This is a genomic window from Luteibacter sp. (assembly GCF_036499525.1).
Classification (GTDB): domain Bacteria; phylum Pseudomonadota; class Gammaproteobacteria; order Xanthomonadales; family Rhodanobacteraceae; genus Luteibacter.
In genome coordinates this window covers 26,530-45,486 of record NZ_DASYDO010000075.1, presented here as the reverse complement: position 1 = coordinate 45,486, position 18,957 = coordinate 26,530, and the positions used below count along the sequence as shown (strand labels likewise).

General features: G+C 63.9%; 29 protein-coding genes and 1 pseudogene. 22 read left to right on the top strand and 8 right to left on the bottom strand.

Annotated features, from left to right (window positions below; translation table 11 throughout):
• Positions 1-402 (bottom strand): DUF4123 domain-containing protein (locus tag VGM71_RS16210; protein ID WP_331547048.1); only part of this gene is annotated, 402 nt, incomplete at its 3' end.
• A gap of 282 nt (positions 403-684) precedes the next feature.
• On the opposite strand from VGM71_RS16210, the gene VGM71_RS16205 reads away from it, so the two are divergent.
• From VGM71_RS16205 to VGM71_RS16185, 5 genes and pseudogenes are all read left to right on the top strand, one after another.
• Positions 685-1,707, top strand: coding sequence for a ligase-associated DNA damage response exonuclease (locus tag VGM71_RS16205; protein ID WP_331547046.1), 1,023 nt, complete (start codon positions 685-687; stop codon positions 1,705-1,707).
• Positions 1,707-3,302, top strand: a complete 1,596-nt coding sequence (locus VGM71_RS16200) for an ATP-dependent DNA ligase (protein ID WP_331547044.1) — start codon at positions 1,707-1,709, stop codon at positions 3,300-3,302. The genes VGM71_RS16205 and VGM71_RS16200 overlap by 1 nt, the downstream gene beginning before the upstream one ends.
• Positions 3,259-3,849, top strand: a pseudogene (locus VGM71_RS16195) (DEAD/DEAH box helicase); the annotation flags it as partial. The gene VGM71_RS16200 and the pseudogene VGM71_RS16195, both read left to right, overlap by 44 nt.
• Before the next feature lie 79 nt (positions 3,850-3,928).
• Positions 3,929-4,285: a hypothetical protein gene (locus VGM71_RS16190; RefSeq protein ID WP_331547050.1), complete on the top strand. Its 357-nt coding sequence runs from the start codon at positions 3,929-3,931 to the stop codon at positions 4,283-4,285.
• Positions 4,282-4,599 carry a hypothetical protein gene (locus tag VGM71_RS16185; protein WP_331547052.1) on the top strand — a complete coding sequence of 106 codons (318 nt, stop codon included), beginning with the start codon at positions 4,282-4,284 and terminating at the stop codon, positions 4,597-4,599. The genes VGM71_RS16190 and VGM71_RS16185 overlap by 4 nt, the downstream gene beginning before the upstream one ends.
• Before the next feature lie 35 nt (positions 4,600-4,634).
• Here VGM71_RS16185 and VGM71_RS16180 read toward each other — a convergent pair whose 3' ends face one another.
• From VGM71_RS16180 to VGM71_RS16150, 7 genes are all read right to left on the bottom strand, one after another.
• Positions 4,635-5,354 carry a copper homeostasis protein CutC gene (locus tag VGM71_RS16180; protein WP_331547042.1) on the bottom strand — a complete coding sequence of 240 codons (720 nt, stop codon included), beginning with the start codon at positions 5,352-5,354 and terminating at the stop codon, positions 4,635-4,637.
• Between the two features lies 1 nt (position 5,355).
• A complete protein-coding gene (locus VGM71_RS16175; protein ID WP_331547040.1) occupies positions 5,356-6,378 on the bottom strand; it encodes a N(4)-(beta-N-acetylglucosaminyl)-L-asparaginase in 1,023 nt (340 codons plus the stop codon).
• Entirely contained in the window at positions 6,287-6,613 is a 327-nt protein-coding gene (locus tag VGM71_RS16170) for a hypothetical protein (protein ID WP_331547038.1), read from the bottom strand. Before VGM71_RS16170 ends, VGM71_RS16175 begins: the two co-directional genes overlap by 92 nt.
• On the bottom strand, positions 6,603-7,151 hold the full coding sequence (locus VGM71_RS16165) for a PulJ/GspJ family protein (protein WP_331547036.1): 549 nt from the start codon (positions 7,149-7,151) through the stop codon (positions 6,603-6,605). The genes VGM71_RS16170 and VGM71_RS16165 overlap by 11 nt, the downstream gene beginning before the upstream one ends.
• The gene (locus tag VGM71_RS16160; protein WP_331547034.1) at positions 7,109-7,522 is read right to left on the bottom strand and encodes a hypothetical protein; all 414 of its coding nucleotides are present in this window, start codon (positions 7,520-7,522) and stop codon (positions 7,109-7,111) included. Before VGM71_RS16160 ends, VGM71_RS16165 begins: the two co-directional genes overlap by 43 nt.
• Positions 7,523-7,902: 380 nt before the next feature.
• Entirely contained in the window at positions 7,903-8,202 is a 300-nt protein-coding gene (locus tag VGM71_RS16155) for a hypothetical protein (RefSeq protein ID WP_331547032.1), read from the bottom strand.
• Positions 8,203-8,260: 58 nt separating this feature from the next.
• Positions 8,261-8,680 (bottom strand): helix-turn-helix transcriptional regulator, encoded by a 420-nt coding sequence (locus VGM71_RS16150; protein ID WP_331547031.1) that lies wholly within the window; start codon positions 8,678-8,680, stop codon positions 8,261-8,263.
• Between the two features lie 259 nt (positions 8,681-8,939).
• Between VGM71_RS16150 and VGM71_RS16145 the strand changes: the two genes are divergently transcribed.
• The 17 genes from VGM71_RS16145 to VGM71_RS16065 all read left to right on the top strand — a co-directional run bounded on the left by VGM71_RS16145 (position 8,940) and on the right by VGM71_RS16065 (position 18,897).
• Entirely contained in the window at positions 8,940-9,299 is a 360-nt protein-coding gene (locus VGM71_RS16145) for a helix-turn-helix transcriptional regulator (protein WP_331547029.1), read from the top strand.
• Positions 9,300-9,363: 64 nt separating this feature from the next.
• Positions 9,364-9,792 (top strand): hypothetical protein, encoded by a 429-nt coding sequence (locus VGM71_RS16140; RefSeq protein ID WP_331547027.1) that lies wholly within the window; start codon positions 9,364-9,366, stop codon positions 9,790-9,792.
• On the top strand, positions 9,793-12,045 hold the full coding sequence (locus VGM71_RS16135) for a Mu transposase C-terminal domain-containing protein (protein WP_331547025.1): 2,253 nt from the start codon (positions 9,793-9,795) through the stop codon (positions 12,043-12,045).
• 29 nt (positions 12,046-12,074) lie between these two features.
• Complete coding sequence (locus tag VGM71_RS16130) at positions 12,075-12,758, top strand: ATP-binding protein (protein ID WP_331547023.1); 684 nt, start codon at positions 12,075-12,077, stop codon at positions 12,756-12,758.
• 349 nt (positions 12,759-13,107) lie between these two features.
• Positions 13,108-13,419 carry a hypothetical protein gene (locus VGM71_RS16125; RefSeq protein ID WP_331547021.1) on the top strand — a complete coding sequence of 104 codons (312 nt, stop codon included), beginning with the start codon at positions 13,108-13,110 and terminating at the stop codon, positions 13,417-13,419.
• Positions 13,420-13,442: 23 nt separating this feature from the next.
• Positions 13,443-13,673, top strand: a complete 231-nt coding sequence (locus tag VGM71_RS16120) for a hypothetical protein (protein WP_331547019.1) — start codon at positions 13,443-13,445, stop codon at positions 13,671-13,673.
• A complete protein-coding gene (locus VGM71_RS16115) occupies positions 13,660-14,310 on the top strand; it encodes a hypothetical protein (RefSeq protein WP_331547017.1) in 651 nt (216 codons plus the stop codon). The genes VGM71_RS16120 and VGM71_RS16115 overlap by 14 nt, the downstream gene beginning before the upstream one ends.
• Complete coding sequence (locus VGM71_RS16110; RefSeq protein ID WP_331547015.1) at positions 14,307-14,495, top strand: hypothetical protein; 189 nt, start codon at positions 14,307-14,309, stop codon at positions 14,493-14,495. The genes VGM71_RS16115 and VGM71_RS16110 overlap by 4 nt, the downstream gene beginning before the upstream one ends.
• Positions 14,476-15,096, top strand: coding sequence for a DUF3164 family protein (locus tag VGM71_RS16105; protein ID WP_331547013.1), 621 nt, complete (start codon positions 14,476-14,478; stop codon positions 15,094-15,096). The genes VGM71_RS16110 and VGM71_RS16105 overlap by 20 nt, the downstream gene beginning before the upstream one ends.
• Before the next feature lie 20 nt (positions 15,097-15,116).
• Positions 15,117-15,584: a hypothetical protein gene (locus VGM71_RS16100; protein WP_331547011.1), complete on the top strand. Its 468-nt coding sequence runs from the start codon at positions 15,117-15,119 to the stop codon at positions 15,582-15,584.
• Positions 15,581-16,264, top strand: a complete 684-nt coding sequence (locus VGM71_RS16095) for a DUF7168 domain-containing protein (protein WP_331547009.1) — start codon at positions 15,581-15,583, stop codon at positions 16,262-16,264. Before VGM71_RS16100 ends, VGM71_RS16095 begins: the two co-directional genes overlap by 4 nt.
• Positions 16,261-16,524: a hypothetical protein gene (locus VGM71_RS16090; RefSeq protein ID WP_331547007.1), complete on the top strand. Its 264-nt coding sequence runs from the start codon at positions 16,261-16,263 to the stop codon at positions 16,522-16,524. Before VGM71_RS16095 ends, VGM71_RS16090 begins: the two co-directional genes overlap by 4 nt.
• 5 nt (positions 16,525-16,529) lie before the next feature.
• Positions 16,530-17,135, top strand: a complete 606-nt coding sequence (locus VGM71_RS16085; RefSeq protein WP_331547005.1) for a regulatory protein GemA — start codon at positions 16,530-16,532, stop codon at positions 17,133-17,135.
• A gap of 52 nt (positions 17,136-17,187) precedes the next feature.
• A complete protein-coding gene (locus tag VGM71_RS16080; protein WP_331547003.1) occupies positions 17,188-17,388 on the top strand; it encodes a hypothetical protein in 201 nt (66 codons plus the stop codon).
• Between the two features lies 1 nt (position 17,389).
• On the top strand, positions 17,390-17,995 hold the full coding sequence (locus VGM71_RS16075; RefSeq protein ID WP_331547001.1) for a hypothetical protein: 606 nt from the start codon (positions 17,390-17,392) through the stop codon (positions 17,993-17,995).
• Positions 17,992-18,438, top strand: a complete 447-nt coding sequence (locus VGM71_RS16070; protein ID WP_331546999.1) for a Mor transcription activator family protein — start codon at positions 17,992-17,994, stop codon at positions 18,436-18,438. The genes VGM71_RS16075 and VGM71_RS16070 overlap by 4 nt, the downstream gene beginning before the upstream one ends.
• Positions 18,439-18,441: 3 nt before the next feature.
• Positions 18,442-18,897 carry a hypothetical protein gene (locus tag VGM71_RS16065; RefSeq protein ID WP_331546997.1) on the top strand — a complete coding sequence of 152 codons (456 nt, stop codon included), beginning with the start codon at positions 18,442-18,444 and terminating at the stop codon, positions 18,895-18,897.
• Positions 18,898-18,957 lie beyond the last annotated feature (60 nt).

Genomic DNA, 18,957 nt, shown 5'->3' with positions numbered 1-18,957 from the left:
GCGATGTCCGAACTTGCACTGGGTATAGGCCCTGAAGTGAGCCGCAAGGACGTCCAGCGATGCAGTCGAGAGTATCCATGTGATCGCATACTTTTCCGGTGCATGCAAAACCCGCACCGCGAGCTTTTCGTGAAGACCGTATTCGGTATCGAGGAAGGCCTCTTCCAGGCGTGCGAGCCATGGACCGATACCCATCATGCGTTCGCCGATCGTGCCAAGCCATAAAGAGGTGTAGCTCAACCCGGGAATGACGCCGAGCAGCGACTGGATGTCGCGAATGGCACGGCCATCGACCAGCATGTAGAGCGTCGCACCTGCGGACCGTTCCTGCTGGGCGATCAGCCTCCCGCGCAGTTCGGCCCAGACACGTCTTGTCGCGTCGCCGTCCGTTTGTCTGTCCATGAGTCCGTCCTGTCGTTCGTAAGCGCGTTTCGCAACGCTCTTCGGGCCATCGCGAATCCATTCCCTGCGAAATGGCGGATGACAAGTATGACGACCCTCGTCGCCCGCCTTAACGGCCCGGATAGGTCGCACCAGTTCGATATGCTTAAGCAGTTGATTCGAGAGAAAATTAAGGACCGATTGAGAATCGCAGACACAGATCGAGAGATGACGGCCCTCTCAGAAAATTCGGGCCATCGACGTTTTTCGCGGCGTTGACGACATCCCACCTACCTTCACCGGATGGACGGCGACCTGCTGCTACCCCGCCCCGAAGGCCTCTATTGCCCCGCGGGCGATTTCTTCATCGATCCCATGCAGCCCGTGGCGCGTGCCGTCGTCACGCACGCGCATGGCGACCACGCCCGCGCCGGCAGTGCGCTGTACCACGTCGCCGCGGCAGGCGGCCTGCTGATGCGCGAACGCCTCGGCGCGGACGCGGTTATCCACGAGCACGACTGGAGCGAGCGCTTCACCCTCGGCGACACCTTGCTCTCCTTCCACCCCTCGGGCCATATCCTCGGCGCGGCACATGTCCGCATCGAAGGCCGCGGCAAGGTGGCGGTCGTCTCCGGCGACTACAAGCGCGATCCCGACCCCACGTGCGTGCCGTTCGAGCCCGTGCCCTGCGACGTCTTCGTCACCGAATCCACCTTCGGTCTGCCGATCTACCGTTGGCCGCCGATGCGCAAGGTGGTCGAAGACATCCTTGCCTGGGTGGAGGAATGTCGCGAGCGCGATGTGCCCGCCGTGCTGTTCTGCTACGCCCTGGGCAAGGCGCAGCGCCTCCTTGCCGAACTCGCGACACGCACCGATCGCACCGTGCACCTGCACGGCGCCATGTTGCGCCTCGTCGAGATTTACCGTGGTGTCGGCGTGCGCATGCTGCCGACGGCAGCGGTGAGCGACTCGGCACGAGGCAAGGACTTCGCCGGCGAGCTGATCATGGCACCGCCTTCCGCCGCCGGCTCACCGTGGATGCGCCGCTTCGGCAAGGCATCCACCGGCTTCGCCTCCGGCTGGATGCAGGTGCGCGGCGCGCGACGCCGGCGCGGCTACGATCGCGGCTTCGTGGTGTCCGACCACGCGGACTGGCCGGGCCTCCTGCGCACCGTCGACGACTGCGGGGCGAAGCGCGTGTACGTCACCCACGGCGACGGCGAAGCCCTGATCAGGCACCTCCGCGAGACCGGGCACGATGCGTTCTCGCTTCGTTCGCTGGGCGGCGTCATGCCCGAGTCGCGCAGCAGCGAGGAAGGTGACTGATGCGCCGCTTCGCCGCCTTGTTCGAGGCCCTCGATCGCACCTCGTCCACCTCGGCCAAACGCGACGCGATGGCCGTCTATTTCGCGGAGGCACCCGCCGCGGACGCGGCATGGGCGGTCTACGTGCTCGGCGGGGGCAAGCTGAAGCGCACGGCCACGTCGACGGAACTGCGCCTCGCGCTGGCCGCGGGGACCGGCTATGCGGACTGGTTGATCGACGACAGCTACCAGCACGTGGGCGACCTGGCCGAGACCATCGCGCTGATGCTTCCGGGCGTCGAGGACGGCGGCGAAGATGTTCCGCTGCACGTCTGGATGGAAGCGCGCCTACCCTCGCTTGGCTGCCTCGAGCCGGCGGAACGCATCGAGTTGCTGCGCGAATGGTGGCGGCCCCTACCGCGCGAGCAGGTTTTCCTGGTCAACAAGCTGCTGACCGGCTCCCTGCGGGTCGGCGTGTCGCACCGGCTCGTCGTCCAGGCCCTCGCGCAATGGTCGAACCTTCCCACCGACCTCATCGCGCATCGCCTCAGCGGCACGTGGAAACCCGCAGCCGATGCCTTCGCCGCCCTTGCCGGGCCCGAGCGTGGGGATGAGCACGCGGGCGAGCGCCCTTATCCGTTCTTCCTTGCTTCGCCACTGGAACAGGACGTCGCCTCATTGGGCAGCGTAGGTGACTGGCTGGTCGAATGGAAATGGGACGGCATCCGTGCGCAGCTGATGCGCCGCGCGGGCGGAGTCCTGCTCTGGTCGCGCGGCGAGGAACGCCTGGACGGCCGTTTTCCCGAGATCGAGCTGGCCGCGCAGGAACTGCCGGACGGTTGCGTGCTCGATGGCGAAATTCTCGCGTGGACGCTGGACGAGGATCACCCTTTACCGTTCGCCGCGTTGCAGAAGCGCATCGGCAAGCTCAAGCCGGGCCCGAAGCTGCTGACCGATACGCCCGTGCGCCTGATGACCTACGACCTCCTCGAGATGGCGGGCCAGGATCTGCGCGAACGTCCGCTGGCCGAACGCCGCGCCACGCTCGCCGCGCTGGTCGAGGGGCGTGGTCCCACGCTCATGGTCTCGCCCGCCGTCGATGCGCCCGGCTGGCACGCGCTCGCCACCATCCGCGGCCAATCGCGCGAGCGGCGCACCGAAGGCCTCATGCTGAAGCGCCTGGACTCGCCCTATCGGGTCGGCCGCAAGCGAGGCGACTGGTGGAAGTGGAAGGTCGATCCGTACACCATCGACGCCGTGCTGCTTTACGCGCAGCCGGGCCATGGGCGCCGTTCCGGCCTGTTCACCGACTACACCTTCGGCGTATGGGAAGGCGACGCGCTGGTGCCGGTGGCCAAGGCGTATTCCGGCCTGGACGACAGCGAGATCGGCCAGCTCGATCGCTGGATCCGCGCGCATACCATCGAACGATTCGGCCCGGTTCGTTCGGTGGAACCCACGCATGTATTCGAACTCGCCTTCGAGGCGATCCAGGCTTCCGGCCGCCACAAGGCCGGCGTGGCGGTGCGCTTCCCGCGCATCCTGCGCTGGCGAACCGACCTCGCCATCCGCGATGCCGACAAGCTCGACGACCTCCGCCGCCTGGCGTCGGGCTGAAGCCCGCCTGCTGGCATGGTTCGCCGCGCAGGAGAGGCGCGCCGCTCCGTTCCAGCGCGCGGCGTGGCGAGCCTGGAACGATGGCCGGAACGGCCTCATCCATGCGCCGACCGGTACCGGCAAGACACTGGCCGCGGCGGGCGGCCCGCTCATCGACGCGGTGCTGCGTCCCCAATCCGGATTGCAGCTGCTGTGGATCACTCCGTTGCGGTCGCTCGCTACCGATACCGCTCAGCACCTCGGCGCCGCCGTGGAAGCGATGGACCTGCCGTGGCGCGTGCTCCGCCGCACAGGCGACAGCGGCAGCGCCGAGCGCGCGCGCCTTCGCCGGGGCGCCTGCGAATTGCTCGTGACGACGCCGGAGAGCCTCGCCTTGTTGCTTAGCTATCCCGACACGAAGGAACGTTTCGCGAGGCTGCGGGGCATCGTCGTCGACGAGTGGCACGAATTGGTCGGCAACAAGCGCGGTACGCTGCTGCAGCTGGGACTCGCGCGCCTGCGCCACTGGCTGTCGGACCTACGCACCTGGGGCCTCTCGGCCACCTTGGGCAACCTCGACGAGGCCCTGCACGCGCTAGCGAACGTGCAGCGCAGGCAATCCTCGATTCCCGCCGTCGTTTCGCGACATCGCGCGCGTTGCCGGCCTCGTCTTCAACGGCTATCCCGCGCAGGGGAAAACATTGCGCCAACTGCAGGCATCGAGCGGATTGCTGTTCGACGTGCTGCGCCGGCACGATCCGGCGCATCCTCTCCTCTGGCAGGCGGAACGCGAAGTACTCGACCAGCAACTCGACTATTCGCGACTGCGCGCCTGCCTGCTGCGCGTATCGCGCTCCCGAGTGCTCTGGCGCGAGACGAAGCGCCTCAGTCCGCTCGCATTTCCGCTATGGGTCGAGCGGCTGCGCGGAGGCATCGCGGGCGACGACTGGAAAACCCGCGTCGAACGCATGCTCGCCACGCTGGAAGCGGGAGCCGACGCATGATGACCCGCGATATCGAGGTGGCCGGCGAGCGGCTGACCTTGCATGCGCAGCGTGCCATCCACTGGCCATCACGCCGCACGCTGCTCGTGTCCGATGTCCACTTCGGCAAGGGTGCCGTGTTCCGTCGCGCCGGCATCGCGGTGCCCAGCGGCGACACCGAAGACGACTTGGCCCGCCTCGACGCGCTCATCGCCGAGTTCGAACCGGCGCGTCTCGTCGTCCTTGGCGACCTGGTCCACGGCGCCGCCACAGAGCGCAGCGCGTGGGTGGAACGGGTACGCATGTGGCGGCGGGCCGGCGACTCGTGGCCGTAGCCCCGGCAGGCCTGCTGCCGCTTCGCTGACAACGATCAGGCCAGCGCCGTGGCCAGGGCGCGTACCGTCTCCACGTCCGTACGTGTTTCCCCCGCGCCCATGCCGAGGGCATCGCCCGGAACGCGGCGCATGGCCGATGGCAGTCGCCGTTTTGCCGAGGCATGGAATTCGCGGGCGCGCGTCGCTTCGCGCAGGTCCACCACGTTGCCCGGCTCGATCCCCGCGCCGGGCATCACGACGATCCGGCCACCGGCCTGGGACACCAGCCGCGCGATGGACGCCGCACCGGCGACCGCGCTGGGCATGCCGCCGGAGGTAAGCACACGCTCGAAGCCGAGTTCGATCAAGGTCTCGAGCGCTTCCTGCCGGTCCGGCACGAGGTCGAAGGCACGATGGAAGGTCACGCCCATGCCTTCGGCGGCGCGCAGGAACATCGCGCAGGCTTCCCGGTCCACCTCGGCTTCGGCCGTCAGCGCGCCGACGACGATGCCGTCGCAGCCCAGGTCCCGGCAGTGCGCGATGTCGTCCAGCATCGCCTCGATCTCGGCGTTCTCGTAGAGGAAGTCGCCCGCCCGGGGACGAATGAGCGCATAGAGCGGAATCGAAAGACCTTCCCGCGCCAGCGCGATCGTGCCGTGCGAGGGCGTGATACCGCCCTCTTCCAGGCTGGCGCAAAGTTCGACGCGTCCCGCACCGCCTTCCTGCGCCGCGAATGCCGACACCACCGAGTTGGCCGCAACCTCGAGCAAGGCCACGTCAGTACGTGCTCTTGCCGGGGATCAGCGTGTCCTGCTTGTGCGCATCGCAGATCGCGTACGAGAAGCCCTTCTGGATGGCCCAGGCGCCGACGTTGCCCTTCTTGTCCATCGCGAGGAAACCCACCTGGAGGTCCTTCGCGTTCGGCTTGCGGCGCAGGATGCGCTCCACCGCCTCGCGACAGGCATCTTCCGGCGAGCGGCCCTGGCGCATCAGTTCAACGACCAGGAAGCTGCCCACGTTGCGGATCACTTCCTCGCCCACGCCCGTCGACGTGGCGCCGCCGACGTCGTTGTCGACATAGAGACCCGCACCGATGATCGGGCTGTCGCCCACGCGGCCGTGCAGCTTCCACGCCATGCCGCTGGTGGTGCAGGCACCGGACAGGTTGCCCTTCGCATCGATCGCCAGCATGCCGATGGTGTCGTGGTTGCTGGCGTCGCCCGGCGTACCGCCCGGACCGGCGTTGTAACTCCTGACCTCGCTGTTGGCCACCGGCTTGTACTTCGCCGTCTTCAGCCACTCGTGCCAGGCCTTCTCCGATTCCGGGGTCAGCAGTTCCTCGCGCGGGAAGCCCTGCTCCATCGCGAACTGCAAGGCGCCGTCGCCGGCCAGCAGCACATGGGGCGTACGCTCCATGACGCGGCGCGCGACGGAGATCGGATGCGCGATATGCTCCATCGCCGCCACGGCGCCGCAGTTGCCGTGCTCGTCCATGATGCTGGCGTCCAGCGTGACTTTGCCGTCGCGATCGGGATAGCCCGCGCGGCCCACGCTGTGGTTGCGCAGGTCGGCTTCCGGCACCCGAGCGCCCTGCTCCACGGCATCCAGCGCGCGGCCTCCGGAGGAAAGCACCTTCCAAGCCGCCTGGTTCGCGGCCACGCCGAAGTCCCAGGTGGAACAGACACGCGGAATCATGCCGCCCGAGGCGCTAGCGGTGGGCGCCGCCTTGGCGATGCCCTTGGCGGTCAGTGCCACACCCGAGGCGATCGTCGCCCCCTGGAGAAAACGTCTGCGGTCCATGGGTCCCCTCATTCGACGACGCGCCTTCCGCGCCTTCCCCGATGGTCGCACGCTCCCCGCCAGCCTTGCCACCTTCGAGGTCGCGCCTCAGGCAAGCCTCGGACTCGGCTCGCAGGAAATCGCGGGCAGCCAGCAGGCGCGACGTCGCCGAACGCGAGAACGAGGCACCGAGGATCGCCATCATCGCGAGGACCGCCAGGACCACGAGCAGGATGGCGCCGCGTTCAGTGTGCACGTCCGGTCTTCCGGACCGTACATGAATAACGGCCGCCACCTCGGACCCACAAAATCACCTCAAGTATCTCCGTGTCTTGTCCCGCGAACTCTTCGCGTCGCATATCGTGGCCTTCAACCGAAACAACATCTGCGACAAAGGTGGCGGCAACCACGCCTTCCAGATACCTGTCGCAATCGCGGCCAGGCGCACAACGCCACAGACTATCGTCGACGAACCATCGCACGCCGTCCGCAATGACCGCGTTCGGCGCGTAATGAGCGTTGCTTCCCGCGCAGTTGCCCGGACCCAGACACCCTTTCCACTCGCCCGATGCACGAAGGTCGCGCGCGATCGCCGCCAAAGCCAACCACACCGGATCGCCGGACCGCACCGCGGTGTGCTGCCACGCTACTGCCAGGCCCACCATCGAAAGCGTCGTCACCGAAATCGCCGCCACCATGCCCGCGATGGCAAGACCGACGAGCAACTCGATCAAGGTCATGCCACGCGAGTTCAAGGGTGGAAGGTCCAGTCGACGATCGCCCGGTCCAGCCACCCGATCGAGATGATGCAGACAGGCCCCGCCTGGCAGGCTACCTGAGCCGAGGCCGCTGGGCCGACATGCCGCACAACCGCGTCATGGAACAAGCGCAAATCGTCGCCTGCGCGTTCGCGTGCGTCACATCCATTCGAGCAACGCATCATGTTCTGGTCATCGTCATAATGACCCGCTGTGACGCCTGCTGCATTCGCACGCATCCGCGCCTCCAGGCTCACCACGATCGTCGTAGCGGCCATGAGCCGGGATGCCCTGGCGTGGGTGGCCATCGACTGCATCGTCCAGGTGCTGTGACAGGCCGAGCCAATGGTGAAGACCGCCAGGGCAGTGAGGGATTCGATGAGGGAGGTGCCGGCATCGTGTCGCATCGGTGCAGCGTTGCGCCGGGGACGGATCTCCGCCATAGCACACGACCGCGATACGCTGAGCGGCTGCGTTACGAAAGCGCGTGGTCGGCGCCTGCGGAAAAAAGGGGTCGGCTCCCACCGAGCAAAAGCCGTAGTCGTGCAGTGGTGTCGCGAAAGATGTCGCGCGCAGGGCGCGCTCCTACAAATGCATGGCCACTGTGCGGTGCCAGTTGGAGTGATTAATAGAGGAAGAACATGGATGACGCCGGAAAAAGCCGGACAAACGGCGTCAAATGGGCATTTGCCGGCCTTCTAACGAGGCGAGGCCCTCAGCTCGGCGGCGGCGCTTGGATTGAACACAATGCGCACGCCGCGTCGCAGACGTCACCTGATTTGCAAAATCAGCAGGCTACGGACATATGGAACGGTGCCTCAACCGTTCCCGCCGCCTCGCACAGCCCTTGGAGCCAAGCGTTCAAGGCACAAAGCTGGTCGTTGTCGAGTTGCTCAAGCACCTCAAAGCCAGCGGCATGTACAAACGCCTGGACCTCGTCGCTGAACGCGTAGTGCTTGAGCTTGAGCCGAATCTGGGCAAGCAAGTGCTTGCGCCTGATCGGGTACGGCTGGCGTGATTTTCCTGCCGCCACCGCCTCCTTGTTGTCTTGGGCCTGCTGCAAGGCCTCATCCAGGCTCGATTTCAAAGCTGCTAAATCGGCTCCAGACGCTTTCTGATGGTGCGTCGCTCTCGTCAATAGGGTCCTAACCCGTTCCACCCACTGCTTTTCCATCGTTCCCCCTGTGACTGAGCCCGCGAGCGGCGGGCCGCGCGAACGCAATGATCTGTGCGCTCGGCAGACCGTTGACCAAGGCGTCATAGATGAGGGAAACGAGCTCCGCGTAGTCTGCTGGCCCGAGCTTGCCGCCATCCAGGGCTTCCTCTGCCAGCTGGATGGACATCTTAAGTTCGTCGGATCGCAGTGCTTGAGATTGGCTTTCTGAAGCCATTTCAACTGCGTCCAGCCGGGGTTCGCCAACTCCCATCAGTAACCAGTGGATGCTCCAGCCGTCGCTAAAAAGAGCGTGGACAACGCGTAGGTCTGGTTCGCGGTGATTTTGCTCGAAGGTCTGATAGGTGCGCAGGGGTATTCCAAGCTTCTCTGCGAAGCCCTTCTGCGACATGCCCGCACGAATGTGTGCAAGTCGCGCGCCAATGGAATCGAAGCTTTCCTGTCGCACTTCTGGCTCCAGAAGCGCGACGCAGAGCCAATGAGCCGCCCTCCACGTCGCACTTTTTGTAACTCAATGATTTAAGGGACAAAGCCCGAACAACGCACGTTCGAGCGTTAAACAACCAAGTGCGACGCACGATTGAGCTTGACGTACGCACGAATGTGTCTAATATCTACGCCACAGACACCACCCACTGGCGCAGACCTACATGACTACAAACGCGGCCCTAAAAAAACCAGTCCCGAAAGAGGACTGGCACACCGCAGACATCATCGCTGCCGTCCATAAGACCGGCTGGTCATTGCAACAACTTGCCTTCGAAAACGGCTATCAGGCGCGTACTGCCCTGACCGGCGCGCTCCGCCGCCGTTACCCCCGCGCCGAAAGAATCATCGCTGACGTTCTCGGCAAGAAGCCTGGTGAGATCTGGCCCAGCCGCTATCGCGCCGATCAGGTCACTCCCAATAGCCAAGCCGGCGCCGCACCTCGTCGCCCGGGTAATCAGTCGCTGCAGGAGAAGGCTACCACCGGGCCGCAGGCCGGTCACTCGCAATCCAGGAATGGATAACTGACATGAGTCCGATCTATCCGATCGTCCCGGCCCCCCGCCACGCTCTGGTCGGGGGCTGATCATGGCCCGCCGCGACGCTCTCACCCACGACATGTTCGCCATGCCCGTGCCTGCGACCAGTGCACCGGGCAGCATGGATTTTCGCCCCGCCATCTCTGACCTGGTCAAAACGATGCTCGACGGTCATGACCGTACGGCCGTCGCGTGCCGCTGTTCGGAGCTGACGGGCAAGGACGTATCGAAGTACATGCTCGACAGCTATACGGCGCCCTCGAAGGCCGATTTCAATGCGCCGGCTTATCTCATGCCCGCGCTGGAGGTGGCCACCGAGAGCTACGTGTATAGCAACTGGCTTGCCGCCGTTCGGGGCGGCCGATTCTTCATTGGGCGCGAGGCACTCGCGGCCGAGCTTGGCCGGGTCAAGGGCGAGCAGGACAAGCTGCGCCAGATCGAAAAGCTCCTCCATAACCAGCTCAGGAGGGGCGTGTAAATGGCCGACGGTGCCCGCGCGTCCACAGGGGATGGCATCGACCTTCAGCGTATCGCGTTCGCACTGCGTGTCACTAAGCGGTCTGCAGAACGCCGTGCTTTGAGCGAATGCTGGCCGTTTTCCGAACAAACCGTCCGTGGCGGTCGCCGCCGCTTATACCAGCTCGATGTGCTTCCCGACGACGTTCAGCGCGCCGTCCGCCATGCCAATGCAATCACCGCCGCGCAGGCGGCGTCAACAAGTGCTCACTTCCGTGCGGGCGAAAGTCTGGGGCGCCGTCACACCCTGGCGACCGCCGTCGACCAGGCATCCCGTCATCGCGCCATGGAAGCAGGTCTTGCCGCCGCCGCTGGCAAGACCGGCAATGGCGCCGACCGCATGAACGCAAGGCTGGACCTACTGGTGCAGTTGGATAGCTTTGCCGCCAACCACGGCATGGGTATCACCGCCGCCATCGAAACCTTCTGCGGGGCATACGCGTCCGGCGAAGTTGGCTCCGATATGGCCCGCCGCGTCATTGGGCCCGAGGTTTCGGGCGCCTCATTGCGGCGCTGGAGAAAGACCCTGCAGACAAAAGGTGCTGCAGCGCTGGCGGGCGCATACGGCAATCGCGAAGGCTCGGGCCTGATCGATGGAAATTCGCAGCTCTACGAGTTCGCGGTGGGCATGATTTCGACCACGCCCCACCTGGGCGGCAAGCATCTGCATCGCGCCATCGAGGCCCGCTTTGCGCACCTGGGCGACTCGCTCCCGACGCTTCGCAGCGTGCAGCGCTGGCTCACCCACTGGAAGGCGGAAAACCACCAGGTATTTACCGCGCTCTCCAACCCGGATGAGTGGAAGAACAAGTACATGCTCGCCATGGGCAACGCCAGCGAGGACGTGTCCCGCCTTAATGAGCGTTGGGAGTTCGATAGCACCCCTGGCGATATCGAACTGATTGACGGTCGCCACAACCTGGTCGGCATCATCGACGTGTGGTCACGTCGCGCAACCTTGCGTGTCACCAAGACCAGTAGCGCGGACGCGGTCTGCCAGACGCTACGCGGCGCCCTTATGCAGTGGGGCGTGCCTGAGCGGGCGAAGCTGGACAACGGCCAGGACTATGTCAGCAACCGCATGCAGCGTGTGTTTGCCAGTCTCGGCGTCGACGTAAAGCTCAGCGCACCGTTCTCGCCTTGGGAAAAGCCCCACATCGAGCGGTTTTTTCACACCTTCTCGCACGATCTGCTGGAAATGCTTCCGGGCTTCAGTGGGCACAACGTGGCCGAAGCGCAGGCGCTGCGCGCTGGCAAGAGCTTCGCGGAACGCCTGTTCAAGAAGAACAGCACCGTGCAATTGCGCATGACGTCGGCCGAGTTACAGGCCTTTTGTGACAAATGGTTGGCCGACGTCTATACGCAGGAAGCAAGGGGCGGACTGGCGGGGATGAGCGTCTTCGAGCGCGTAGCTAGCTCGACGACCGAGGTCCGCCGCATCCGCGACGTACGCGCCCTCGATGTGCTGATGGCCGAGGCACCGGGCGGTACGGGCGCACGCACGGTCGCCAAGAAGGGCCTCCGTATTGAGGGCATGTATTACGGCGCGCCCGAGCTGGGTGCATTGGTGGGCGAAAAGGTACAGGTGCTCTACGACGAAGCCGACCAGGGCCGGGTTGTGGTCTATCACGACGAAGCCTTTGTCTGCATCGCCGAGTGCCCGGAGCTGCTGGGTATCTCGCGCCGCGAAGTGGCCATCGAGGCCAAGGCACGCCAGGCCAAGCTGATCAGCGAAAAGCGCAACGAGTTGCGCGCAATTGGCCGCAAGGCGAAAACCCGCGAAATAGCCATGGAGATCCTGGACGCCAAGGCCGCACATGCATCGATGTTGACCATGCTGCCGCAACACGGCGTGACTCACATCACGCCCGCGCTGGACGCTGCCACGCACGCGGCCGCCGCGCTCGACGCTGCCGACATGCCAGCCGACCTGCGCCCGCTGACCAAGGCCAATTTTGAAACGGTCCGGGACCTGCTACGCGATGACCAGTCGCAAAACGAAACGGAAGAAAGCCGATTCGCGCGCGGCATCCGCTTGCTGGCAGCTCCGTCACTGGATGAGTTGAGCAGCAAGTGGCTCGCCACCTATCGCAAAACCCCGGAATTCACCGGGCGCTGGATGGTGTTTGAGGAATGGGGCGGAACGCCCTTTGGCCTCGGCACCGAGTTCGACTATTTGAGCCCAATGCTCAGTAACCAATGGGAGAAACTGTAATGCGAAGCAAAATCGTACCTGTTAGCAACGTGACCCGCCTCAGCGCAGCCGCCGATGCGCTACTCAACCGCCAGCCTGGCATGCCCGGCATGGGCCTCATCTACGGCGATACCGGGGCGGGCAAGACCACCGCCACCACGTGGCTGATCACGCGCAACAACGGCGTTTACGTCCGTGCGTTGTCCACCACAACGCCGAGCAGCTTGCTCCGCACCATTGCCCGCGAACTGGACCTCGACCCGCGCCCCAGCAACGTGGAAACCGTTGAGCTGATCGTTCAGCGCCTGGCGGAAACCGGCCGACCGGTGTTTGTCGATGAGGCGGATTACCTGGTCACGCAGCAGCGACTGGTGGAGACGCTCCGCGATATCCACGACCTCGCGACCGTGCCAGTTGTGCTGATCGGTATGTCGGGCATCGAGCGCAAGCTGCGCAGCCGTCCGCAGCTTGCGGGCCGCGTATCCCAGTGGGTGCAGTTCAAGCCGGCCACGCGCGAGGACATTACGCTGATGGCAGCTCAGCTGTGCGACATCGAGATTGACGTGGAGCTGTTACAGCGGCTCTACGACGCGACGCAAGGCAGCATGCGCCTCGCAGTGGTGGGCATGTCGCACATTGAGCAGGTCGGCAAGGCCAAGGGCCTCAAGACCATGACACTCTCTGACTGGCCGCGAGGCCGCAACTTCAGTTTCAGCGACTCGGCGGCGGCATGACGCCGAAGCAACGCAATTGGACGTTACGCAAGCAGAAATCCGCCAAGGGCGGCTCGCGCGTACGTATGTGGTCGGCGATGCGGATCTTGCGCCAATTCGACACCCACGAGCTAGTTGCTGTCTGCGAGCTAAAGAGCACATCGGTCGCCCTGAGCTACCTCCATTTTCTGCGACACGCCGGGTACGTGAAGACGACGTACCGCAGTAAAGGGGGGAATAAGCCCGCGAGGCACACCTTGGTGCGGGACACAGGGCACCGGCCACCAGCCATCGTCAAATACAACACCGTCGTGTGGGACCCAAACACCGACATCGAATACGTAGTTCGAGAGAACAGGAAGACCAAGCCATGAGCGACTGGATCACCGTACTCCGCGAGGCCTGCAAGGCCAGCACCCAAGCCGCCGTCGCGCGCCAGATAAGTTACTCGCCCACCGTCGTTAACCAGGTGCTAAAGGGGAACTACGGCGGGGACCTGAGTGCCGTGCAGAAGGCTGTCGAAGGCGCGCTCATGGGCCTCATGGTCGAGTGTCCAGTCATCGGTGAGCTGCCGCGCAATCGTTGCCTGGAGTATCAGCGCCGTGGTTTCGCCGCCACCAACCCTATGCGCGTGCAGCTCGCCAACGCGTGCCCTGATTGTTCCCACCGCCGTGGCGGCTGAGCCGCCTTCACCGAGGAGTTTCCATGAAAGTCATCGAACTGTTTCGTTCCCTGCGGGCCACGCCGCCCGTCGCCGAATCCGCCGTCGAGAACCTGCGCCGCCAGCTGCGCGGCAAGTGCGATAGCACGGTGTTGGCACAGGCGGAAGCACGCCTGCGTCGCCGCATCTTCCAGGGCATAGAGCCCGCCCGCGCCACGGCAGCGGTCGTTGCATGGGTCACGCAAGCCGACCACGCCAGCTATGCCGGAAGTTGACGACAACGACCTGCCGCCGTGGCTCATCGAGCGCCACCGGAACACCACCCATCACATTCTCCGCACCGCTTTCGGTCCGGCTTACCCACAAGGATCAAACGTGACCATACCTCTCATTGATCGAATCCGCGTTGTGCTTCGCGACGCTGAGGCGCCCATGACTGTCGACCAGATCCAGGGCTATCTCCCATCGGGCACCAACGTTGATGTCGTCCACACGCTGTGCGGCGAACGAAAGCGCGCGGGTGAATTCCTTGCCGAGACGGTCGAAGGCAAACTGGCGTATCGCTTGGCACCGCCACCACCGAAGCTCGAACAGGTGGTTGCCGATGCCACCGCTACGCTCGAAACCGCCGAACCCGTCGCCGATGTCGCTGCCTCCGTTAAGCCGGTGCGTCCGAATGCTGTGGCGGGGAAGGCCGCCACCGCTGCGGCAAACGGGGCACCTACGCCTGACCCGCAGCCTTCGCCTGAAATGCAGCTCTTGGGTTTCATTCGTGGCACTTCAGCGCTGCTCGATGAAACCCTCGAAAGGGCCATCGGTATGGCCCTTAATCCCGCTGTGGTGGCTCATTTCGCGCGTGCAAGTAAGGCCATGCACAGCGGTGTGCTCATGTTGCTCGGCGCCCCGGAATGAGCAAAGGACAAGCCGTCATCACCATCACCAGTGACGGGGACGCTGTGAAGTTTGTGTGCGACTACTCCCCGCCTATGTCGCCTGATAGACCGGCAATCAAGGCACAAACCCTGGCAGCGCTCGCCATCCTCACCATCCATAGAGAACTGAAGGAAGTCCAAGACCATGTCATCGACCTCGGCTAATGCCCCGACGGGCTACCGCACAAATGCCCAGGGCCATCTGATCCCTGAGAGCAAGATCAAGCCCATCGACCAGGCCCGCGACGCGCTCGTGGGCGAGATCGTTGCCAAGGCGTTGGAAGAACAAGAGCGCCTCCGGGCATTCAAGTCCCAGGCCTATGCCGACATCGCGGCGTTCGTATCGCTGAGTGCTGAGCAGTACAACGTCTCCCTGGGCGGCGAGAAAGGTAACGTCCAGCTGCTCAGCTTCGATGGCCGCTATAAGGTCATCCGGGCGATGCAGGAAACCATCGCTTTCGATGAGCGCCTGCAGGCGGCGAAGGAACTGATCGATATCTGCGTGGCCGACTGGACGAACGGCGCCCGCGCGGAAATCGTGGTCATCGTGCAAGACGCCTTCCGCGTCGATGCGGCCGGCAAGATCCGAACCGGCAGCATCCTGGCGCTGCGTCGTTACGACATCAAGGATGTGCGCTGGCTGCAGGCCATGGACGCCATTAGCGATGCCGTACAGGTTGTCGGGTCGAAGAGCTATATCCGCGTCTACGAACGCGACAGCAATGGCAAGTACCAGCCCATCAGCCTCGATCTCGCGGGGATCTGATCGTGGGCAGGCCTGCGCATATGAATTTCAACGTCAACCCGAGAGGTGAAGCGATGAACAAAGAGACAAAGCTGATGCTGCAGCTCAACACCAGCGGCGCCTGGAGGAATATGGTCCAGTTCGAGGTAGACCGCCGCGACGAGGTGCTGCGGGCCACGCATATCTTCGCGGGCGTCCTGGGCAAAGGCGCTAAGTGGAGCATTCTGCACGCCGATGGAAAGCGCGAGTGGCTGCCGGATCTGATGGGTCCGTGGAAGCCGATTGGCGTCATGTCCCCGCGACCGATTACCGACGTCATGGTGTGCTGCATCGACGGCGACGGCGATCGCCAGGTGTTCATGGCCTACCGGCGCAACAGCCCGGGCCAGCCGCCGACATGGACACTCTCCGGGACCGACGACGTCCGCGTACCCGGGCGGGTCTACGCGTGGACGTCGGTTGTCGAGAACGCGCCAGAGCCTACCGCTATGTCGACGGTGGCCGCATGAACCGCGACCGCGCACTACGCAAGGTGCTGGCGTGCCTGCGGCTTGCCGGGTCATCTAACCCGCACGAATCGGCAGCAGCCTTGCGCCAAGCGAGGGCCTTGATGGCGGAACACGGCCTCTCCGAAACGGATGCTCTGGCAGCAGACATTAAGCACGCTGAGTCCCCGACCATGGCGCGAGGCGCCATGGTGCCGAGGTCAGTGATGTGGCTGGCATCGGTCGTCGCGGACGGGTTTGGCTGCGATGTGGTCGTGATGGTTTCGCAGTTCACGCGGAAGACGTCGATCCGTTTCTATGGTGCCGGTACCGCCGGTGAGATATCGGCCTACGCCTTCACCGTGCTGCGTCGCCAGATGGATGCCGACCGGATGAAGCACACAGCACGCATTCGCAAGCGCGTTAACAAGGTCGCGCGGGGCGAAGAATTTGCGTTGGGCTGGGTGCAATCCGTACGTCGTCTATTCCCTGCAGCAGAGATTACCGAGGACAAGAAGTCGCTTCTGAAGCAAGCGATCGCCTTGAACCATCCAGAAACCGAGTTGAGCGCAGGCCGTGACTTGAGCCGGAAAGGTGTTAGCACAGTAAGCGATCGTCAGGCTGGGTTTCTCGCCGGAGAGAATGCAGAGCTTCGGTCGGGTATTCGCGGGGCACAGCCAGCTGGGCTGGAGCATCACGCATGAAGCCGAAGAAAGGCCCCCTCTGCGTAATCACCATCGGCTTTCAGACCTTCCTCATGCCCGTTACTGCTGGGATGAAGCTGGTGCAGCTTTTGGGCCAGGCTATCGAATGCGAGGAATTTTACGCAGGGACCTACGAGCGCCGTTACACGGCCGGGAAGCAGGTCGACGTGCATCTGGCGACAGTGCGTGATGACCAGGTTCGCCTTCCCGACCCCGAGCCCAAGCAGCGAAAGGTGCTGCGACTGGAGGGTCCGCAGTGACAACCATGTCTATCGATAAAGGAAGCGCGATGCGCCGCGGTCAGCTGGCCACGATCCACGTCGCCCGTCAGCAACTCCAGATGGATGAGGATACCTACCGTGACCTGGTAGCCCGCGTCTCATCTGCACACGGCCATGCCGTCCGAAGCGCAGCCGATCTCAATGGCAGGCAGCGAACTGCCCTGATCGAGGAAATGCGCCGCCTGGGCGCCACCAAACCCATGAGCAAGGGTAAGCCCGGCAAATATCCCGGCAAGCCGAATAATTTTAGTGGCATGCCCGAGATGATCACCAAGATTGAGGCTTTGCTGGCGGACATGGCGTTGCCGTGGTCGTATGCCGATGCCATTGCGAAACAGCAGACGGGCATAGCCAAAATTACGTGGGTACGCCAGGACGCGCAGCTGCGCGCAATCATTGCTGCCCTTTCTGTGGAACAGGAAAAGCGGGTCCTAAGTGGGGCCGTCGACCAGGAGCTGAAGCGGCTGGGCTGGGCGCCAGAACGTGTGGTGGAAATGTTGCGCCCGTTGCGCCCGCACTGGCGGCGGCACCGCGAGTCGCTACGTCTGGTGCTTGACTACTTGGCGCAGCAGGCGGTGGCCCGTGGTTGACCGGGATGGGATGGACAAGGCCACGCTACAGGGAAGGCGCCTATCGAGCGCCGTGAACCGCGAGATCCGCGATATCGCTCATTCGGAACAGGAGATGCTGCTGCTCAGTGCCTTGGTCATCAGTGGCGCCTTGGGCGTCGTGACAGCCAGGCTCGGCAAGGACGCCGCCAACAAGCTTTGGGAAGACATGCGGGGCGTGATTGATATCAGCCACGCACAGATCGAGGCCAACGAGCAGGGTGTGCGGCACTGATATGGGCATCAACGTGACATGTCCCGCCTGCAGTACGGCCTTTCCCATCGAGGCAGGGCTGGTTGAGGGGGACGCAAAGCGCCTGGCACTCGTGGTCGCTGAGATGGAGCCGATTGTGGCCCGAGCGGCGCTTGCCTACCTGCGGCTGTTCAAGCCGGCCAAGACCACGCTGCGCCTGACAAAGGCCGCTGCGGTCCTGGCCGAGCTGGAGGAACTGGTGAATGCTGCCCAGGTGTGCGCCGATGAACGCAGCGGCATGCGACGCGCTGCCACTCCGGCGATGTGGGCCGCAGGCATGGAACAGATGCTCAACAATCGCGCCGACCTCAATCTGCCCTTGGGCAACCACAACTACCTGCGGAAGGTCGTCTACGCGCTGGCCGATCAGCCAGCCGCCCACGCTGAACGCAAGGGCGAGGTGGAACGTCGTGCCGGCCATCACCGCGTGGGCACCGGCACGGGCATCAGCCCGCCGCAGCCACCCGAAGATCCGCTCAAGCGGGATCTGGCGTGGCTGGAGAAGCAGTACGAATACGGTGCCATCAGCAAGGAAGAACGAGACGAGCGCCAGTCCGCTGCACGGGCCAAATACGCGAGGACCCCATGAAGGACGAAAAGACCAGCATTGATACCGCCGACATGTTCGGTGACGACGGCCAGCTCGATGCCGACAAGGTCATCGACAGCCTCAAGCAGCTCAAAGCCCACCACTGGGAGGGCAATGTGGGGAAGCTTTTAAAGGCGGTGAAATGGGTCCTCAATAAGCATTTGGGACCGGAGCGCGCTGCTGACCTGTCTCCCGAGGTCGTCATGAGCGCAATCGATGAGCTGGGTGGTCACATCGTTTACTGGCCCAAGGGCGAGGTGCTCAAACGCGCACTGCGCGATATCGAGATCGCCACGGAGCACTTCGACCAGGGGTGCCCGATTGAGCAGCTGGTCAACAAGTACAAGCTGACACCGCAGCGGATTTATACGATCCTTGCCGCACAGAGGGAGATCCGCCGCCGTAGTGGCCCGGATCTCTTTGGCTTCGGAGAGAGGGGTTAACGGATGAAGATCGTTACTTTGATGGGCGTATTGATGGTGGCTGTGGTGGCTGGTGGTTGTGACACATCCGCCGACGACGCGCCGCTGGCAAGGGCCGGCGTAATCGCCTCTATCGCGTCGCTGGATGCCGATCAGGCGGCAAAAGAGGCAGAGGATGCGCTGCAAGCTTCGTGCCCTTCACTCGGGAAACTAGCAGGCGCCGGGGAAATCAACAGCGTCTCCCATCAAGTCGGCGAGCCGAACATGGATACCCAGCGAACCGTCGGCTGGAAGACCGCAACCACGGTCACCGTCGTCCTCCAGAACCGTGCCTTGAACAGCGTTCCGGCAGACTGGCACGCAGCTGGCCAGCATTGTTATTTCGAAGTAGGCGCTGATGGAGTCGCCGTGGCCAAAAGCGCATGTATGCGAATCTGTGATATCGAGCCTAACGGGTCGACCGGTGTAAAGCGCTTTTAATCGCTTAGGACCTTAGACGGTACCTGCAAAGCCCCGCCATGTGCGGGGCTTTTGCTAACA

Excerpts from the sequence above, each read along its gene's own strand:
- VGM71_RS16150 (WP_331547031.1), bottom strand. The coding sequence starts at position 8,680 with ATGTCGCAGAAGGGCTTCGCAGAGAAGCTTGGAATACCCCTGCGCACC.
- VGM71_RS16075 (WP_331547001.1), top strand. The coding sequence starts at position 17,390 with ATGGGCATCAACGTGACATGTCCCGCCTGCAGTACGGCCTTTCCCATC.
- VGM71_RS16120 (WP_331547019.1), top strand. The coding sequence starts at position 13,443 with ATGAAAGTCATCGAACTGTTTCGTTCCCTGCGGGCCACGCCGCCCGTC.
- VGM71_RS16090 (WP_331547007.1), top strand. The coding sequence starts at position 16,261 with ATGAAGCCGAAGAAAGGCCCCCTCTGCGTAATCACCATCGGCTTTCAG.
- VGM71_RS16200 (WP_331547044.1), top strand. The coding sequence starts at position 1,707 with ATGCGCCGCTTCGCCGCCTTGTTCGAGGCCCTCGATCGCACCTCGTCC.
- VGM71_RS16115 (WP_331547017.1), top strand. The coding sequence starts at position 13,660 with ATGCCGGAAGTTGACGACAACGACCTGCCGCCGTGGCTCATCGAGCGC.
- VGM71_RS16145 (WP_331547029.1), top strand. The coding sequence starts at position 8,940 with ATGACTACAAACGCGGCCCTAAAAAAACCAGTCCCGAAAGAGGACTGG.
- VGM71_RS16070 (WP_331546999.1), top strand. The coding sequence starts at position 17,992 with ATGAAGGACGAAAAGACCAGCATTGATACCGCCGACATGTTCGGTGAC.
- VGM71_RS16175 (WP_331547040.1), bottom strand. The coding sequence starts at position 6,378 with ATGGACCGCAGACGTTTTCTCCAGGGGGCGACGATCGCCTCGGGTGTG.
- VGM71_RS16100 (WP_331547011.1), top strand. The coding sequence starts at position 15,117 with ATGAATTTCAACGTCAACCCGAGAGGTGAAGCGATGAACAAAGAGACA.
- VGM71_RS16065 (WP_331546997.1), top strand. The coding sequence starts at position 18,442 with ATGAAGATCGTTACTTTGATGGGCGTATTGATGGTGGCTGTGGTGGCT.
- VGM71_RS16160 (WP_331547034.1), bottom strand. The coding sequence starts at position 7,522 with ATGCGACACGATGCCGGCACCTCCCTCATCGAATCCCTCACTGCCCTG.
- VGM71_RS16205 (WP_331547046.1), top strand. The coding sequence starts at position 685 with ATGGACGGCGACCTGCTGCTACCCCGCCCCGAAGGCCTCTATTGCCCC.
- VGM71_RS16135 (WP_331547025.1), top strand. The coding sequence starts at position 9,793 with ATGGCCGACGGTGCCCGCGCGTCCACAGGGGATGGCATCGACCTTCAG.
- VGM71_RS16125 (WP_331547021.1), top strand. The coding sequence starts at position 13,108 with ATGAGCGACTGGATCACCGTACTCCGCGAGGCCTGCAAGGCCAGCACC.
- VGM71_RS16105 (WP_331547013.1), top strand. The coding sequence starts at position 14,476 with ATGTCATCGACCTCGGCTAATGCCCCGACGGGCTACCGCACAAATGCC.
- VGM71_RS16140 (WP_331547027.1), top strand. The coding sequence starts at position 9,364 with ATGGCCCGCCGCGACGCTCTCACCCACGACATGTTCGCCATGCCCGTG.
- VGM71_RS16110 (WP_331547015.1), top strand. The coding sequence starts at position 14,307 with ATGAGCAAAGGACAAGCCGTCATCACCATCACCAGTGACGGGGACGCT.
- VGM71_RS16085 (WP_331547005.1), top strand. The coding sequence starts at position 16,530 with ATGTCTATCGATAAAGGAAGCGCGATGCGCCGCGGTCAGCTGGCCACG.
- VGM71_RS16185 (WP_331547052.1), top strand. The coding sequence starts at position 4,282 with ATGATGACCCGCGATATCGAGGTGGCCGGCGAGCGGCTGACCTTGCAT.
- VGM71_RS16095 (WP_331547009.1), top strand. The coding sequence starts at position 15,581 with ATGAACCGCGACCGCGCACTACGCAAGGTGCTGGCGTGCCTGCGGCTT.